Source organism: Bradyrhizobium sp. CB3481 (genome assembly GCF_029714305.1).
Lineage (GTDB): Bacteria > Pseudomonadota > Alphaproteobacteria > Rhizobiales > Xanthobacteraceae > Bradyrhizobium.
The window spans coordinates 6,435,780-6,453,625 of record NZ_CP121647.1; the positions used below are offsets into that span (position 1 = coordinate 6,435,780).

Below are 17,846 nucleotides of genomic sequence, written 5' to 3' on the forward strand. Positions count from 1 at the left end.
CGATCATCAGTGCCGACTCGAACCGGCGACGTCGGTCGTTACCTCGACTCTCTTGCGCGCGAGCCGGCCGCAGCGACCGTCAGCGCGATCGCTGCGGGATCGCAGCACAGCACCATCAGCAGTATCAGCCAGCGCACCGCGACTTCGGGCGCGGCGCCGACCATCATCGCAAGATACTGGATCGGGCCCGCGGAGGCTTCGATGCGCGAGCGCTCGCCGGCCAGCGCGGCGCGCTGCGCCTGCAATCCAACCAGGGCTGCGGTAGCCGCCTGCCGCTGCGTATCCAGCCCGTCCCGTGTCGCGCGCTCTTGCGTCACGATGTTGAGGGCCCGCGTCACCCGGCCGCGCCGTGTCGATTCATCGACGGCCCGGTCGATCTGCGCGATCCGACTGGCGAGATCGGCGACGGCGGCGGTTTGCGCCACCACGCGGGCGTCGAGCGCTTCAATGCGCTCGCCGACACCCGAGCGCGCGGTCGCCGCGACGCTGACATGCGCTTCGACCAGCTTGCCGAACACGCCGGCGGCGTTGATCAGCGCAAGGCCGGCGACAAGAGCGACCATGACCGAGCGCATTTTCCAGCTGGTCTGGCGCCAGTGCGCGGCCAGCCAGCCGGCGATCACGAGCTTGCCGGCCTCCATCGTGGCGGCGAGCACCATGACCCCGACCGGATCGCCGGGAAATATTTCCGCCATGCCGGCGACCGAGAAATAGGCCGCCACCGTCGCCAGCGCGAGCGCGGCCACGACGGCAAAGGTGCGGCTGGTGCGTTCGCGCCTTGGTGAGACCGGAACTGTGGAAACGGCCACCGGTGCGACGGGCGCGACCGAAATCGGCGGCGGCTCAAGCGGCATGGCCGCCTCCGGCTCGACATCGGGCTCGGCTGCCTTGACGTCGGCTGCGCCGGCCTCGACCGTCTTCGCCGTGGTTGTCTTCGCCGTAGATGCCTTGGCCGTGGATGTCTTGGCCGCCTTGGTCTTGGTGCCCTTGGCGCGAGTTGCGGCAGAACCGGCGCGGGTGCGCTTTGTGGCCGGCACCGGCGCCTCCGCAGGGGCCTCGACGCTCACCTCCTCGGCGGGTGCCGTCACCAACCTTGGCGCGCGATTCGCGGCGCTAGCCAGATCGTCAAGAAGCCTGCGGCGCACGGCACCACCATCGTCCGTCAGCTCAGCCGCGGATATCGCACGCGGAATTGGCCGACTGGTCATGCAGCCCCCCATCTCGCCCGTGTGAAAGTCAACTTCGCCGGTCGTCGGCCGCCAGCGACGCGTCGCGTGCCCATCGCAAACTTCGACATCGAGAATCCCCTACTCGAACTGTTGGCCGCGGATTATATCCGTACGCGCAGCCCATCGCTGCCTAACGATGCGCCTTGCTGAATTTAGGACGACAGTTGTTGCACGAATGCCGCATCCTGCGCTTCAGCACGGAACAGTCTCACACGCTGCGAGCGAGATGAGCACGGCGCGATGTTGGAATTGAGTCGGAATGCGGATCGCGAACCAACAATTCGTTCTCGGCTGGAGCGAGTTCTCCTGCAAGGATGCAATTCCCGCCGCTGCAGGCATCGGCGCGTCCCGAACGACGCCATCCAGCACTGTTGCCGCATAATGACAGTGGCGACTAATCCGGCGCGGAGGCCGTAGTTCTACGCTTTGCGAATCGGCCGCTGCCGGATTCTACTTTTACAGCAATCGTTTTTCCGTTGAGTGCTCGAATAGACCGTCCCGTGCCGGAAACGGCGCGGTTTTGAAGTGCGTAGTTTTACGGGCCGATTTTTTGAAGGCCGCGCGTACACCATCGCTGGCACGAACCCTGCATGGCGTGAGCGAGCCGGAGATTCAACAACGAAGGTTGCCATGCTCGTTACTCTTATCGCCGTTCTCTGCAACAGCCAGCTCTGCCTCGAAAAGGTCGTCACCACCAGCGAGCAGTCCGGCATCACGATGGGCGCCTGCGCCGTCAACGCGCAAATCGGCATCGCCGACTGGCTCGCCAAAGGGCCGTATCACGCCTGGCGATTGCAGAGCTACAAATGCGTGCTCGGCAAATACGTGCCGAAGAACGAAGCGTAAGCTCGTAGGATGGGTAGAGCGAAGCGAAACCCATCATCGTGCCGCATGCGCGGTACCAGTTGATGGGTTTCGCTTCGCTCTACCCATCCTACGAAATTCATTCGATCGGCTTCAGCCCGGCCTCGATCGCCGCGCGGCGCGGTTCGAGGAAGGGCGGCAGCGCCAATCGCTCGCCGAGACTTTCCATCGGCTCATCCGTCGCAAAGCCTGGGCCGTCGGTGGCGATCTCGAACAGGATGCCGTTGGGCTCGCGGAAATACAGGCTGCGGAAATAGAAGCGGTCGATCTCGCCGCTGTTGGGCACGCGCAGCTCGTTCAGGCGCTGTGTCCAGGCGTGATACTGCGCCTCGTCAGGCGTGCGGAAGGCGACATGATGCACACCGCCGGCACCCTGCCGTGCCACCGGAGCAGCCTTGTCCTCGAGCACATGCAGTTCGGCGGCAAGGCTACTCTCTCCCCTTGCCTCACCCATCTCGAAGACATGGATCTCCGCGCCATGCGCCGCATACTCGCGCACGCGGCGCATGTTCATCACCTCGGTCAGCACAAAGGCGGTGCGCGACAGCTCATGCACGGTCAGCACGATCGGGCCGAGCCCGCGGATCTGGTGCTCCAAGGGCACCGGACTTCGCTCCCAGGGCGAAGCCGAGCCGCGACCGCCGTCGTCGATCAGCACCAGACGTTGCCCCTCGCCGTCCTCAAACGGTAGCGTCAGCCGCCCGTCGACTTCGACGACATCGCGGGCCGCCACCCCGGCCTTCTTGAGGCGATCCCGCCACCAACCGAGGCTCTCCTCGCCGGCGACGCGCAGGCCTGTGCGCGAGATCGAATTGGTTCCACGACGCTCGGGCGGGATGGGAAAATCGAAGAAAGTGAGATCCGTGCCAGGACTGGCTTTGCCGTCCGCATAGAACAGGTGATAGGCGCTGACGTCGTCCTGGTTCACGGTCTTCTTGACCAGCCGCATGCCGAGCAGGCCGGCGTAAAAAGCCAGATTCTCCCGCGGCTTCGCGGAGATCGCGGTCAGATGATGAATTCCGCCTAGCTGCATTGCATTAACCCTGTGAACGCGGACGGTTTGGCCCCTTGCCGGATCATGTAGGATGTGGCCCGATGATTGACCAGCGGCAGCGTTGCCGCCGGCGTTCCAGGGACAAGTTCATGACCGGGCACCTCATTGTTTCAGACGAAGACGCGACGCGCGTGATCAAGCTGCGGCGGCCCGAGAAGAAGAATGCATTCACCCAGGACATGTATCGCGGAATGAGCGATGCGATCGACACGGCGCAGAACAATCCCGATATCCGCTGCATCATCGTAACAGGCGGCTCCGGCGTGTTCACTGCCGGCAACGATCTGGAGGATTTTCTCAAGGAGAGCACTTCGGATGCCGACACGCCACGCGGCGCCTCCAACGCGGTGAAGCTCCTTTATTCGCTGGCGCACAACGTCAAGCCGATCATCGCCGCCGTCGACGGTGTCGCGATCGGCATCGGCACCACCATGCTGTTTCATTGCGACTATGTGCTGGCCAGCACGACGGCGACGTTTTCCACGCCGTTCATCAATCTCGGGCTGGTGCCGGAAGGCGCCTCCAGCCTGCTGATGCCGCGCACCATGGGTCACCAGCGCGCTTTCGCCATGCTGGTGATGGGCCGCAAATTTTCCGCCGACGAGGCGCGCGAGGCCGGCTTCGTCAACGTCGTGGTCGCCCCCGGCCATACCGAGGCCGAGGCGCGCAAGGTCGCGCGCGAAATCTGCCACCTGCCCGCGGAAGCTGTCGCGATCACGCGCAAGCTGCTAAGGCTGCCGCCGGAGGACATGACCCGCCGGATCGACCAGGAAGGCCATCTGTTCGGCGAACGGTTGCGCTCCAAGGAAGCGGTGACGGCGTTCAAGGCATTCTTCGAGCGGAAGAAGGGGTAGCGGGCAGGACGCGTTCGTCCCCACCGTCATTGCGAGCGCAGCGAAGCAATCCGTCGCGCCGCATCAAGAAAAACTGGATTGCTTCGTCGCTGCGCTCCTCGCAATGACGTGGAAACATCAACGTCATGAAACGTCCATTCCGTCTCCTCCTCGCATTCGCGATCACACTCGCGCTTGCCGCGCCTTCCCGCGCACAACCACCCGCGCCGGTGGACGTGCGTATGCTCGCGATCAACGATTTTCACGGCTACCTCCGCCCGTTCCCGGGCGGGATCACGATCACAGATCCCGAGGACAAGACCAAGAAGATCACGGTGCCCGCCGGCGGCGCCGAGCATATGGCGACGCTGCTGCGCGAGCTTCGCGACGGGCACAGGAACACGATCTTCGTCGCGGCCGGCGACCTGATCGGCGCCAGCCCGTTCCTGTCGGCGATGTTCCATGACGAGCCGACGGTCGAGGCGTTGTCGATGATGGGCTTGAATATTTCCTCTGTCGGCAACCACGAATTCGATGAGGGCAAGGACGAGCTGCTACGGATGCAGAATGGCGGCTGCCATCCGGTCGACAAGTGCCAGGGACCGCATCCGTTCACCGGCGCGAAATACCGCTACCTCGCCGCCAGCACGTTCGAGAAGGCGACCGGCAAGACGGTGTTTCCCGCCTACGACATCAGGGCGTTCGACGGCATCCCGGTTGCCTTCATCGGCCTGACGCTGAAGGGGACGCCGAACCTTGTCTCTCCGGTCGGCATTGCCGGCCTCGAATTCCGCGACGAGGCCGAGACGGTCAACGCGCTAATCCCCGAATTGAAGGCCCGCGGTGTCGAGGCCATCGTCGTGCTAATCCACGAAGGCGGACTACCGACCGGCGATTACAACGACTGCCCCGGCATCTCCGGGCCGATCGTCGACATCGTGAAGAAGTTTGACAAGGCGGTGGACGTCGTCGTCTCCGGCCACACCCACCGCGCCTATGTCTGCGAAATCGACGGCCGGCTCGTCACCTCAGGCGACAAATACGGCACGCTGGTCACCGCCATCGACCTTAAGCTCGATCCTGTCACGCGCGACATCATCAGCGCCAAGGCCGATAACAACATCGTGCGCACGGCCACGCTGGCAAAGGACCCCGAGCAGACCGCGCTGCTGGAGGCCTATGACAAGCTTGCCGCGCCGATCGCCAACCGCCCGGCGGGATCGGTGAGCGCAACGCTATCGCGCGTGCCGAACGCCGCCGGCGAAAGCCCGCTCGGCGACATCATCGCCGACGCACAGCTCGCTGCGACCAGCGCTGCGGACAAAGGCGGCGCGGTCATCGCCTTCACCAATCCCGGCGGCGTGCGCACCGACATCACGCGCAAGGAGGACGGCGCCGTAACCTATGCCGATCTGTTCGCCAGCCAGCCGTTCCGCAATCAGCTGGTGACGCTGACGCTGACGGGCAGGCAGATCAAGGACATGCTGGAGCAGCAATGGCTCGATCCGAAGCGGCCGCGGATATTGCAGGTATCGAGGGGTTTTTCCTATGCGTGGGACAATGGCCGACCTGACGGCGAACGCGTACTCGCGGAGCGGATGTCGCTGAACGGGCAGCCGATCGATCCCGCCGCGAGCTATCGCGTCACCGTCAACAATTTCCTATCCGTCGGCGGCGATGGCTTCACCGTGCTCACACAGGGAACCGCGCCGCTGATCGGCGTCTACGATACCGACGCACTGCACGCCTATTTCCAGGCCAACAGCCCGGTGGGACCCACCGCTGCTGATCGCATTGTCAGGACAAATTAGCGTCGCGCACCGGTGCGTTCCCCGGATGCTGCGCAGCGCGCCGCCCTTCGCGGCGTGATGCGCGGCTGATCCGGTGTCCACGCGTTGCCATTGTGGATCCCGGCTCTGCGGTGCATCGTCAAGAGACGCTGCACCGCGTCCGGGACACGAAAACTGCAAGAAAAGCCTCATAGTCGTGAGCGATGCCGTGGGCCTTTCCGAGCGGCCCCTAACCGCCTAGATTAGCCGCTTCTTGCCGGCGCGCACCTTTACGCCAGGATTTCGCATGACGCTGCTGCTGACCCATACCGCCTGTCTCGACCATGTCACGCCGCCGGGGCACCCCGAGCGTCCCGACCGGCTGCGCGCGGTGGCCGAGGTACTTGGGGAGGAGCGTTTCAAGCCGCTGGTGCGCGGCGAAGCTCCGGAAGGCAGCCTTGATTCCGTCACGCTGTGCCATGGCGAGCATTATGTCGGCGAACTCCGTCACATCGCGCCGCAGAGCGGGATGATCTATATCGACGGCGACACCTCGATGTCGCCCGGCACCTGGGAAGCGGTGATGCGAGGCGTCGGCGGCGCGGTGGCGGCGACCGACGCGGTGATGTCTGGCACCCACCCAAATGCCTTCGTCGCGGTGCGTCCGCCCGGTCATCATGCAGAGGTCTCGAAGCCGATGGGCTTCTGTTTCTTCGACAATGTCGCGATTGCCGCCCGTCACGCGCAGCGCAAATACGGCATTGGCCGGGTCGCAATCGTCGATTTCGACGTCCATCACGGCAACGGCACGCAGGATATCTTCTGGCATGATCCGACCGTGATGTACTGCTCGACGCACCAGATGCCGCTGTTTCCGGGCACCGGCGCCAGCGGCGAACGTGGCGAGCACGACACCATCGTCAATGCGCCGCTGGCCTCCGAGGACGGCAGCGCCAAGTTCCGCTCGGCGTTTGAAAATCTGATCCTGCCGCAATTGCAGAAATTCTCGCCGGAACTCCTCATCATCTCTGCCGGCTTCGACGCGCATTACCGCGACCCGCTCGCCTCGCTCAACCTGAAGGCGGATGATTTCGGCTGGGTCACGCGCAAGGTTATGGATGTGGCCGAGACCAGCTCGGGGGGACGGGTTGTCTCCGTGTTGGAGGGCGGCTACGACCTGCAGGGGCTGAAAGAATCGGTTGCAGCCCATGTCACCGCGTTGATGGGCGCATAAGTTCTCGCCCTGACGCAAGCTTTTGCTCTCGACCGGGGGCGCATCCGGGAACCCGATATGGCCGAAAATACCCAGGCGGACGTCAAGAAGCTCTCCTTCGAACGCGCGATGGAGGAGCTTGAATCCATTGTGACCCGGCTCGAGGGCGGCAAGGTGCCGCTTGAGGAATCGGTTGCGATCTATGAGCGCGGCGAGGCGCTGAAGCGGCGCTGCGAAGAACTGTTGCGGCAGGCCGAGGCCCGCGTCGACAAGATCACCACCGATGCGAGCGGCCAAGCGACGGGGACCGAGCCGCTCGACGTGCAGTAATTTCCGGCCAAAGCTCGTCCTTCGCGAGGCTAGGCCGGCACAAGTGAGGCAAGGTGGGGCGAATCGGCACTGCCTTCGGCCAAAACTCCAAATAGCCAGCCGATTCGGTCCCATCTTTAGTTCCCTATTTAGTTCTTGGCCCCCCGTCCGGCCTGTTATAGTCACCCATCATCCGGGGACAGTACGTGCGCGTCCAGCACCGCCATATCATCTATATTCAGGGCTACGATCCGCGCGGGCTGGCGCAATATTACCGCATGTTCCGGACCGAGCTGCGCAAGTTCGGCCGGCTTTATCAGCTCCAGGCCACCATCAGCCGGCCCAAGGTCGCTTCTGACGACGAGATCGCGTCCTGGACCATCGATACCAAGGCCGAGGACTGGCAGAGCCGTACCTCCTATGATTTCCTCCGGTTCGAGGATTTCATCCAGCAGGACCTGGCGTCGCCGATCTGGCGCACCGTAATCAGCGCGGTGTGGATCTACTGGCGCCTTGTCTTCGCCGGCACCATCGCCCGTTTCGGCAAGGCGAACTGGCGGTTCGCGACCTTCATCACCTACCCCCATCTCATGCTGCTGCTGGAAGCCGCCTGCGCCGGCGCCATCGCTTTTGTGTTCGAGAAAGGGCTGAACGCGCTCGGCATTCCCAACGTTTTCAGCATCGCCATCGCGACCGTGCTGTTCGTCGCCCTGCTCGGCGTCGTGCTGAAATACACCGAGAACGCCACCTACGTGCTCTATCTCTTGTGCGACACCATCTGGACCTGGGAATTCTCGCACCGCCAGCGGCCGGAATGGGATCAGCGTATCGACCGCTTTGCGCAGCACCTCGTCAAGACAGCCGAAAGCAGCGATGCCGACGAGATCGTTATCGTCGGGCACAGTTCCGGATCGTTCCTGTCGACGGAAATGCTGGCGCGCGCGCTCAAGCTCGATCCGGCGCTCGGCCGTCACGGCCCGCGGATCGTGCTGCTCACCATCGGCGGCAATTTCCCGATCGTCGGCTATCACGCCGTGTCGAAACAGTTCCGTGACCATCTGCGGCAGCTTGCCATCGAGCCGTCGATCGACTGGATCGACTGCCAGGCCCGCAAGGACGTCATGAACTTCTACCAGTTCGATCCAATTGCGAGCCACGGCATCGACGTCGGCGCCGCAAGGCGCAATCCCAAGATCGTGCCGGTCCGCTTCCGCGACATCATCCGCGCCGAGCACTACGACAAGTTTCGCTGGCAGTTCTTCCGCGTGCATTTCCAGTTCGTGATGGCCAACGAACTGCCCAACGCCTACGACTTCTTCATGATCGTCTGCGGTCCGGTCCCGCTCACCGCGCGCATGGCGGTCCCCGACGCCGCCCTTGAGGTTGCCGCCGGCGATTCTGTCGCGCGCGAGCGGGCATGGAAGCGAATCGAGGCCGCCACAATGGCCGCCCCAAGTGTCGACGATTTGAGCAAACTGGAACCATCTGCGCGCCGCAGCGGTTGAAAACCCTGGCCTTTTTAAGCTCGCGTCCTGGAACCGAATCCCCGCTCCGGGTTGGCTTTGGCGGCGGCTTTGGTGTAAAGCTGGGGGTTCAATGGGCTGGGGAGAGCAGCTTTCGGCCGGCGTTGTACGGCGGCAAGCACTTCAAATAGCTGAAGAAATGAACCGGGAAGGGTTAGAAGCTACTAACGTGATGCATATCACAGGGTTCAAACTGGAGTGCATCTAAGCTTTCAAATCAGGTACCAGCCTGCCGGGGTGGCAGACGGGTCCGGATTTTCGCGGCGCGGTTAACGCGCTTCCCATCTCGCGTCGGGCCTTCATCCGACATGCAAAATTGGAATATCGCTGTGACCACATATAGTAAAACGCCGCTTCTCGACACCATTCGCACGCCCGACGACCTTCGCAAGCTCAAAATCGAGCAGGTGCGGCAGGTCGCCGACGAACTCCGCCAGGAAACCATCGACGCCGTGTCGGTGACCGGCGGCCACTTCGGCGCCGGCCTCGGCGTCGTCGAACTGACCACCGCGATCCACTACATCTTCGATACGCCCCGCGACCGCCTGATCTGGGACGTCGGCCACCAGGCCTATCCGCACAAGATCCTGACCGGCCGCCGCGACCGCATCCGCACGCTGCGCACCGGCGGCGGCCTCTCCGGCTTCACCAAGCGCACCGAGAGCGATTACGACCCGTTCGGCGCCGCGCACTCCTCGACCTCGATCTCCGCCGGCCTCGGCATGGCCGTGGCGCGCGACCTCTCCGGCGGCAAGAACAATGTGATCGCCGTGATCGGCGACGGCGCGATGTCGGCCGGCATGGCCTATGAAGCCATGAACAACGCAGGCGCGATGAATTCGCGGCTGATCGTCATCCTCAACGACAACGACATGTCGATTGCGCCGCCGGTCGGCGCGATGAGCGCCTATCTCTCCCGCCTCTACTCCGGCAAGACCTACCGCACGCTGCGCGACGCGGCCAAGCAGATCAACAAGCGCCTGCCGAAGATTCTCGCCAACCGCGCCAACCGCGTCGAGGAATACTCCCGCGGCTTCATGATGGACGGCGGCACGCTGTTCGAGGAACTCGGCTTTTATTATGTCGGCCCGATCGACGGCCATAACCTCGACCATCTGCTTCCGGTGCTCAAGAACGTCCGCGACATGGAAACCGGCCCGATCCTGGTCCATGTCGTGACGCAGAAGGGCAAGGGCTACGGCCCGGCGGAAGCCTCCGCCGACAAGTACCATGCGGTCGTCAAGTTCGACGTCGCCACCGGTGCCCAGGCCAAGGCCAAGCCCAACGCGCCCGCCTACCAGAACGTGTTCGGCCAGAGCCTCGTCAAGGAAGCCGAGAAGGACGACAAGATCGTCGCCATCACCGCGGCGATGCCGTCCGGCACCGGCGTCGACATCTTCAACAAGTCGTTCCCCAACCGCACCTTCGACGTCGGCATCGCCGAGCAGCATGCGGTGACGTTCGCCGCCGGCCTCGCCACTGAAGGCTACAAGCCGTTCTGCGCGATCTATTCGACCTTCCTGCAACGCGGCTATGACCAGGTGGTCCATGACGTCGCGATCCAGAGCCTGCCGGTCCGCTTCGCGATCGACCGCGCCGGCCTGGTCGGCGCCGACGGCGCGACTCATGCCGGCTCGTTCGACAACGCCTATCTCGGCTGTCTGCCGAACTTCGTCATCATGGCGGCTTCCGACGAGGCCGAGCTGGTCCACATGGTCGCGACGCAGGTTGCGATCAATGACCGGCCGAGCGCGGTGCGCTATCCGCGCGGCGAAGGCCGCGGCGTCGAGATGCCCGAGGTCGGCATTCCCCTCGAGATCGGCAAGGGCCGCATCGTCCGCCAGGGCAACAAGGTCGCCCTGTTCTCCTTCGGCACCCGCTTGGCCGAATGCGAGAAAGCCGCGGATGAACTGGCCGCCCATGGCCTCTCCACCACCATCGCGGATGCCCGCTTCATGAAGCCGCTCGACGTCGATCTGCTGCTCAAGCTGGCGCGCGACCATGAGGTCCTGCTCACCATCGAGGAAGGCGCGATCGGCGGCTTCGGCTCGCACGTCATGCAGACGCTGTCCGACCACGGCATGCTCGATGGCGGCTTGCGGATGCGCTCGATGATTCTTCCCGACGAGTTCCTCGACCACGATTCGCCGAACGCGATGTATGCCCGCGCCGGCCTCGACGCCAAGGGCATTGTCGCCAAGGTGTTCGATGCGCTCGGCAAGGACTACAAGACCGAGTCGGTCAAGCTCGCTTAGTTAGGTCGATCCGCGGACACGGTTCACCTCTCCCGCTTGCGGGGAGGTCGGATCGCATCGAAGATGCGATCCGGGTGGGGGATATCTCCACTCGAACAGTGTCAATCGCGGATGCGCCCCCACCCCAGCCCTCCCCTGCAAGCGGGAGAGGGAGCACTTTTCGCTGGTAATCCCATGAAGATCTATCTGGCAGGTCCCGATGTGTTCCTGCCGGACGCCATCGAGATCGGACGCCGCAAGGCCGCGATCTGCGCCCGATATGGCCTTACCGGGCTCTATCCGCTCGACAACGCCATCGACCTCGCCGCCGCCGATGCCTCGCTCGCCATCTTCAAGGGCAATGAGGCGATGATGGAGGCGGCGGATGCAATCATCGCCAATCTGACGCCGTTTCGCGGCCCCAGTGCCGACGCAGGCACCGTTTATGAACTCGGCTACATGGCCGGCCGCGGCAAGCTCTGTTTCGCCTACAGCAACGATCCCGCCCTCTATGCCGATCGGGTCGCGCGATCCTTTGCGGTGACGAAAGGCGCCGCGGGCCATCTGATCGACGATGACGGACTGACGGTCGAGGATTTCGGCCTGCCGGATAATCTGATGATGATCCACACGCTCGACCTCCATGGTGCTAAACTGGTGACGCCGCGGCAGCGGCTCCAGGATATCTGGCACGATCTCGCCTCGTTCGAGGCCTGTGTCGCGCTCGCGGCCGATCGCCGCACATCGGACTGACATTGGCTGACAGAAACGACATGGAGACTTCAGCCCGCAAGCGCGTGGACGTGCTCCTGGTCGAGCGCGGCCTGTTCGAAAGCCGTGCCCGCGCCCGCGCCGCGATCGACGCCGGCGGCGTAACGGCCGACGGCAAGCCGGTAAAGAAGGCGTCGGAGCTGATATCCGCCAACGCAAAATTGTCGGCGCATCCGGCGCACCCCTACGTCTCGCGCGGCGGCGTCAAGCTTGCCGGCGCGCTGGAGCAGTATCCGATCGATATCGAGGGCCATGTCTGCCTCGACGTCGGCGCTTCCACCGGCGGCTTCACCGAGGTGCTGCTGGCCAACGGCGCCAGCCTCGTCTTCGCCATCGACGTCGGCCGCAGCCAGTTGCATCCCTCGCTGCGCGACCATTCGCGCGTCGTGTCGGTGGAGGAGACCGATATTCGCAAGCTGGAGGGCACGCGGCTGCCGGCGCGGCCCGATATCGTCGTCATCGACGTCAGCTTCATCTCGCTGAAAGCGGTGCTGCCGGCGGCGCTCTCGCTGGCGGCGGCACCGATGCACTTGCTCGCGCTGATCAAGCCGCAGTTCGAGGCGGATCGAAAACATTCCAAGCACGGCATCATTCGCAACGCGATGGTGCATCAGGAGATCTGCGACGACATCTCGGCATTCGCCACGTCCCTCGGCTGCACCGGTATCGAGGTGTTTCCATCATCCATCACCGGCGGCGACGGCAATATCGAATTCTTCATGGGCGCCCGCCGTGGCTGATAGCGAGCGCCTCGTCATCGACCATGTCGGCCATCATGGCGATGGCGTCGCCCTCGCCCGCGGCGGCAATATCTATGTGCCGTATGCGCTCGGCGGTGAAACGATCGAGGCCGGCCCGGTGCCCGGGCACCATCCCGACCGGCGGCGGCTGCTCAAGGTCGAGGTCGCGAGCGAAGCGCGGATCGCGCCGTTCTGCCCGCATTTCGGCGTCTGCGGCGGCTGCGCGATCCAGCACTGGGACGCCGAGCCCTACCGTGCCTGGAAGCGCGGGCTGGTGGTGACGACGCTGGCACAAGCCGGGATCGCGTGCGAAGTGGCCCCGCTGGTCGACGCGCATGGCGCGGGCCGGCGCCGCATCACCCTGCATGGGCGGATGGGAACGCATGACGTGCTCAAGGTCGGCTATGCCGCGGCCGGCTCGCACGACATCATTCCGATCGACCGCTGTCCGATCCTCGATCCGCAACTCGGCGGCGCGATCGAGGCGGCCTGGGCCGTCGCCGAGCCACTGATCGCGATGGGCAAGCCGCTCGACATCCAGATCACGGCGACCAATAGCGGGCTCGACATCGACGTGCGCGGCTCCGGGCCATTATCGACCGCGATGATCACGCGGCTGTCGCGAATCGCCGAGCAGCACAGACTGGCGCGGCTGACGCGCCACGGCGAACTGGTCCTGATGCGAACGCCGCCGACGATCAGCATCGGCACCGCAAACGTCGTGCTGCCGCCCGGCTCGTTCCTGCAGGCGACTATCGCAGGCGAGGAAGCGCTGGCGGCGCAGGTCTTCGAACATTGCAAGCGTAGCAAGACTATCGCTGATCTCTTTTGCGGCGTCGGCCCGTTTGCGCTGCGGCTCGCGGCAAAGGCAAAGGTTGCGGCCTTCGACAGCGATGCCGGCGCGGTGGCGGCGTTGCAGAAGGCCGCGACGTCCACGCCCGGACTGAAACCGGTCAAGGCCGAGGCGCGCGACCTGTTCCGCCGCCCGCTGATGCCGCAGGAGCTACGCGACTACGACACCGTCGTGTTCGATCCGCCGCGGCAGGGCGCGCAGGCGCAGACGACGCAGCTCGCCGCCAGCAAGGTGCCGACGGTGGTCGCGGTATCCTGCAACGTCACCACCTTCGCCCGCGATGCGAAGACTTTGATTGAAGGGGGCTACAAGATCGATGGCATCACGCCGGTCGATCAGTTCCGCCACACGCCGCATGTGGAATTGGTAGCGCGGTTCAGGAGGTAAGCGCACGGGTCTTCACCCTCCCCTTGCGGGTAGGGTTATCGCATATGGGCGAGGGCGGAGAGAAGGAAGTCATTGTTCCATCTGGCCTGAAGCATTTTGTGGCTGATGCGAGCAGGTCCTGGTGTGGCTTGCAGGGTGTTGATGGCGAGCTTGCGGATGGCGGCGAGATTTTCCGGCGCGTGATCCTTGCGGCTGCGGCAGGCATCTTCGTCGAACATCGTATCGAGGACCCAGTGCAGGTTGTTCTCGATGCCCCAGTGGGCACGCACGACCTCGAGCAGCTTCTTGGGCGACAGCAGGCGCGAAGCCAGGAAGTATCGCACCTTGTGCTTGGCCGCCTTGCCAGCGTTGGCGCGCCAACTGTCGATGCGGCCGACGGCAGCGATAGCGAGGAAGCCGTATTGCTTTGCCAACTGTGGTGCCGGCACGACGATGGCCTGCCGGCGCTCGACGCGGTCGTGAGCGGAGGTCTTTCGCTGGCTCGCCCGCGCTGGCTTTCGGGCGGTGTCGAGCAGGGCTTTGACGGCCTTGAAGAGCTTGCCGCGATTGCTCTTGATGGCCAACACATAGTGGCCCTTCCGGTCGCGGATGACTTGCGCCATGTCGGGCCGGCAATGCAAGGCGTCGGCGGTGACAAGCGCACCGTCCAGATTGAGTAGGCCCAGGACTTCGAGAGCGCCGGCGATCTCGTTGCGATTGGGGGCCTTCCTTTGAGCCAGCGCCATGCGCGTGCCCGCCGCCCAGACATTGACCATATGCAGCGGCGTGGCCCGCCGGCCGCGTGTGAAGGCGCCGCGCAGCGCCTTGCCGTCGATGCTGACCACCCCCTTGACGCCGAAGCTCTTGCTGAACTTGCGCAAAACCGCTTCCAGCCCCTTCGGGTCCAGCGCACGCAAGACGTTGCTGAACGTATCGTGGCTGGGGATGCCGTGTCTGAGTTCCAGAAACCGCCGCAACAGCTCCTCTCGGCCTTTGCCGAAGAACTCGAACTCGGTGCAGGTCTTGGCGCCGGCCAGCGTGGCCGCCAAGGCGATGACGAGGATATCCACTAGGCTGTGCTGGGCGTTGCTGGCACGCGGATCCTTGAGCGGTCGAAACATGCGCCTGAGATTGCGCATTTTGGTCTCCTTCGGGAATCGGCGGACACCCGAAGAATCCAATTCCCACCGCTATGCAACACCCCTTTAAGGCCACATGCGATTCCCCCTACCCCTCCAGGGGAGGATAAGGGTAAGAAAAATCTACCTCCCCCACCTGTCCTGCCAGATCTTCTCGCCGATCATGCAATTGACGCGCGGCTCCTTGCCGGCAACGGGCACGACGTGGTGTTCGGGGGTGCGACCGGCGATTTCCAAGAGCAGCTTGGTGCGGATCGCTTCCTTGAACTTCTCCCGGTCCTTGATCGTCACCACGAACGCACCGGGGCCGCCGATGACGCAATCCTCATAGTAGTAATCGAGATTATCGATATCCATGGTGGAGTAAGACGGCTCTTTCACCATGATCGGCAGGCCGTTGATGACGATGCCTTTTTCCAGCGCGGCATCGCGCGCCAGCGTCACCGGCATGCCGTTGTTGTTGGGGCCGTCGCCGGAAATGTCGATCACGCGACGCAGGCCGCGATGCGGGCTCTCGTCGAACAGCGGTATGGCGAAATTGATCGCGCCCGAGATCGAGGTGCGCGAGGCCCGGCGGATCGGGGTCTTGATGATTTCGTTGGCGACGGCATCCGCCGTCTCAGGCCCGTCGATCAGGCGCCACGGTATGATGATCTTCTGGTCGGTGGAGGCGGCCCATTCGAAATAGGTGATCGCGATCCGCCCGTTTGGGCCGCTCTTCAGCGCCTGCAAAAATTCCTTGGAGACGATCGCCTGGGCGTAGCCTTCCCGCTGCAGCGCGAGTTCGTCCATGTCCATCGAATAGGAGACGTCGACGGCCAGCACGAGTTCGACGTCGACGGTGGGATTGGCGTCCTTTTCGGCGGCCAGTTGGTGATTGTCAGCACCGGGCTGGTGGCCCGCCCGGTTCGGCGCGGCAAACCCCGCCACGTCGCCGGCAAGCACGCCGGCTACAAGCACGACCCCGATCGAGACATACCAGCGCATTGCGGCCCTCCCGTCGAATGTCAGCGATGGTGACATGCAAAATGGCCGACGCAAAGCGCTGAAATCATTTGTCCTTCACATTCGGGTTAGGATCAGGCCTGATTCCGCAACCAGACCTGTTCATCAGGTTCCGCACCACCAATTTGCCGACCTGGCGTTTGATTTTCCCGGTTGAACGATCCGCGTGCCGGTCGCAACGGATGCGACGCGGCCGAGCAAGACGGCGGTATGGATCGAGCTGGAACGGTCGGCAAACGCCCAGTTTGAGGACCTGGCCCGGAGCCTGTAAACTGATCGAGACGGCCGTCAGCCGTGGCGATCACAGCATGGCGGAGCGTCTGGCGGAGTGCCGCAGGAGCTGACGGTAACCGCCGCCCCTCGGTTCGTTCGCTGCGAGGCTCTACCTGATATGGCCGATACCGTCGTCACGCCAAAGACCAAGGTCAAAACCAAGACCGAGCGGCCGCGCCTGCACAAGGTGGTCTTGCTCAATGACGACTACACGCCGCGCGAATTCGTCGTCACGGTGCTGAAGGCCGAATTCCGCATGACCGAGGACCAGGCACACAAGGTGATGATCACAGCGCACCGCCGCGGCGTCTGCGTCGTCGCCGTCTTCACCAAGGACGTCGCCGAGACCAAGGCAACGCGCGCCACCGACGCCGGCCGCGCCAAGGGCTATCCGCTGCTGTTCACCACCGAGCCGGAGGAATGATTTTTTCCAGCGCGCTGGCTCTCGGCGTGATGCTTCGCCGAACGCCCAAACAAAATATCGAAAACAACCCCATGCAAAGTAGCCGTCAAGGGTCGGCGCAGCGCGCGATGTTCCGAAACCATTTGACCCGTCGGGCAAGTCACCGGCACAATGGCACCATGGCCGCGGCTGGGTTGGTTCGGACGTGGACAGCCTGACTGACGCAAGATGGACCGACGCGCCGTCGGCCCGCGCAAGTCCACACCGCTGCTTTCGCCCCTCAGCCATGACTCGGGCAACATGGTGCCAGAACGAGGATCTGCGAGACAGGTGTTCAAACTCAATCGCATCATCGGTTTCGTAATACTGGTAGCCGTCGTCTACGGCGTGCTTCAGACTTAGGGGTTGCTTCCTGACGGCGCTCCTCAGCTATTTCCTCAACGCAGCGACTCGCCTGCGGCCTGAATAGACACTCACTCCGAATATCCGCTCGCGGCCTTATCGGACATCTAGCAAAAGCGTGTCTGATGACCGCTAATGGGGCCTGGCGGAGCTTGTGCGCCACCGCCGCCAAGGTCGGCTTTTGGACCCGGAGTCGACGTGTGCTCTTCCATTATCGGCCGTCACCGAACGGCTATGCTATTCCAGTCAAGCCGAACGACTTGGCCTATAGCTAGTTCTTCCCCACTCCTTGCGGAATGACAGAAGCTTTGTCCACGTCGGAGGCACAAGGGCAGTTTCCACCCTTCTCCCGCCCGCGCACAAGAGTCGCCACAGGACCTCTTCGTGTGGTCGTACTTCATGTAGGGCTTTCTGGAATGCGCCAACTATGGCCTCCGCTTCCGACAGATACCGCTCATTTTCCTTGATGATCTGTGCCGATCTCTCGTTCGCTTTCGGCTTTTGTCGCCCTTCGATCACCTCTACGCTGGAGAACTTGGCCCCGGCGGCGATTGATCCCCAGAAACCCCGTTGAAGGCACATGCCTTTCTCCACGACAAAGTGGATCAGATCATGGGGCGGCGAGAACTTTCGGTCAGGCGCCCGCACACGCAAGCTCACGCCGTCATCACGAACAGCAACGATGGTTGGCCGGTCAATGGTCTTCTCTATGTTTACGTGCATGCTAAGAACGGTACTCGCAATGAGCGATCTCCGCAACGTCCGCCTCTGGCCCCTTAGCCGAAGATCGCATTGGCCGCCGACCCGTCGGCTCGTGGGGTAGATAGGACGTAGCTCAGCGCGGCCTTCAACGCCGGCTTTTGGAC

General features: G+C 63.7%; 15 protein-coding genes. 11 read left to right on the plus strand and 4 right to left on the minus strand.

Translation table 11 applies throughout. The features are described from left to right. Nucleotides 1–38 precede the first annotated feature (38 nt). A complete protein-coding gene (locus QA643_RS31215) occupies nt 39–1,208 on the minus strand; it encodes a hypothetical protein (RefSeq protein ID WP_283029503.1) in 1,170 nt (389 codons plus the stop codon). 651 nt (nt 1,209–1,859) lie between these two features. Between QA643_RS31215 and QA643_RS31220 the strand changes: the two genes are divergently transcribed. Further along, nucleotides 1,860–2,075: a hypothetical protein gene (locus tag QA643_RS31220; RefSeq protein WP_283029504.1), complete on the plus strand. Its 216-nt coding sequence runs from the start codon at nt 1,860–1,862 to the stop codon at nt 2,073–2,075. Nucleotides 2,076–2,172: 97 nt separating this feature from the next. Here QA643_RS31220 and QA643_RS31225 read toward each other — a convergent pair whose 3' ends face one another. Further along, nucleotides 2,173–3,126 (minus strand): ring-cleaving dioxygenase, encoded by a 954-nt coding sequence (locus QA643_RS31225; RefSeq protein ID WP_283029505.1) that lies wholly within the window; start codon nt 3,124–3,126, stop codon nt 2,173–2,175. Between the two features lie 110 nt (nt 3,127–3,236). Between QA643_RS31225 and QA643_RS31230 the strand changes: the two genes are divergently transcribed. The 9 genes from QA643_RS31230 (at nt 3,237) to QA643_RS31270 (ending at nt 13,779) form a co-directional block, all read left to right on the plus strand. Further along, nucleotides 3,237–4,001 (plus strand): crotonase/enoyl-CoA hydratase family protein, encoded by a 765-nt coding sequence (locus QA643_RS31230; RefSeq protein ID WP_283029506.1) that lies wholly within the window; start codon nt 3,237–3,239, stop codon nt 3,999–4,001. Between the two features lie 125 nt (nt 4,002–4,126). Further along, entirely contained in the window at nt 4,127–5,791 is a 1,665-nt protein-coding gene (locus QA643_RS31235; RefSeq protein ID WP_283029507.1) for a bifunctional metallophosphatase/5'-nucleotidase, read from the plus strand. 265 nt (nt 5,792–6,056) lie between these two features. Continuing rightward, entirely contained in the window at nt 6,057–6,983 is a 927-nt protein-coding gene (locus tag QA643_RS31240; protein WP_283029508.1) for a histone deacetylase family protein, read from the plus strand. A gap of 57 nt (nt 6,984–7,040) precedes the next feature. Next, the gene (locus QA643_RS31245) at nt 7,041–7,292 is read left to right on the plus strand and encodes an exodeoxyribonuclease VII small subunit (RefSeq protein WP_283029509.1); all 252 of its coding nucleotides are present in this window, start codon (nt 7,041–7,043) and stop codon (nt 7,290–7,292) included. Between the two features lie 185 nt (nt 7,293–7,477). Continuing rightward, nucleotides 7,478–8,776: a hypothetical protein gene (locus QA643_RS31250; RefSeq protein WP_283029510.1), complete on the plus strand. Its 1,299-nt coding sequence runs from the start codon at nt 7,478–7,480 to the stop codon at nt 8,774–8,776. Between the two features lie 326 nt (nt 8,777–9,102). Further along, entirely contained in the window at nt 9,103–11,049 is a 1,947-nt protein-coding gene (gene dxs, locus QA643_RS31255; protein ID WP_283029511.1) for a 1-deoxy-D-xylulose-5-phosphate synthase, read from the plus strand. A 174-nt stretch (nt 11,050–11,223) separates the two neighbouring features. Next, on the plus strand, nt 11,224–11,781 hold the full coding sequence (locus QA643_RS31260; RefSeq protein WP_283029512.1) for a nucleoside 2-deoxyribosyltransferase: 558 nt from the start codon (nt 11,224–11,226) through the stop codon (nt 11,779–11,781). A 20-nt stretch (nt 11,782–11,801) separates the two neighbouring features. Continuing rightward, nucleotides 11,802–12,539, plus strand: coding sequence for a TlyA family RNA methyltransferase (locus QA643_RS31265; protein WP_283029513.1), 738 nt, complete (start codon nt 11,802–11,804; stop codon nt 12,537–12,539). After that, nucleotides 12,532–13,779, plus strand: a complete 1,248-nt coding sequence (locus QA643_RS31270) for a methyltransferase (protein WP_283029514.1) — start codon at nt 12,532–12,534, stop codon at nt 13,777–13,779. Before QA643_RS31265 ends, QA643_RS31270 begins: the two co-directional genes overlap by 8 nt. 35 nt (nt 13,780–13,814) lie before the next feature. Here the strand turns inward: QA643_RS31270 and QA643_RS31275 are convergent, their stop codons facing one another. Both QA643_RS31275 and QA643_RS31280 read right to left on the minus strand, forming a co-directional pair. Further along, nucleotides 13,815–14,897, minus strand: a complete 1,083-nt coding sequence (locus QA643_RS31275; RefSeq protein ID WP_283029515.1) for an ISAs1 family transposase — start codon at nt 14,895–14,897, stop codon at nt 13,815–13,817. 123 nt (nt 14,898–15,020) lie between these two features. After that, entirely contained in the window at nt 15,021–15,884 is an 864-nt protein-coding gene (locus tag QA643_RS31280; RefSeq protein ID WP_283029516.1) for a DUF1194 domain-containing protein, read from the minus strand. A gap of 409 nt (nt 15,885–16,293) precedes the next feature. Here QA643_RS31280 and clpS point away from each other — a divergent pair, with 409 nt between their 5' ends. After that, the gene (gene clpS, locus QA643_RS31285; RefSeq protein WP_283029517.1) at nt 16,294–16,599 is read left to right on the plus strand and encodes an ATP-dependent Clp protease adapter ClpS; all 306 of its coding nucleotides are present in this window, start codon (nt 16,294–16,296) and stop codon (nt 16,597–16,599) included. The last annotated feature ends 1,247 nt before the right edge of the window (nt 16,600–17,846 follow it).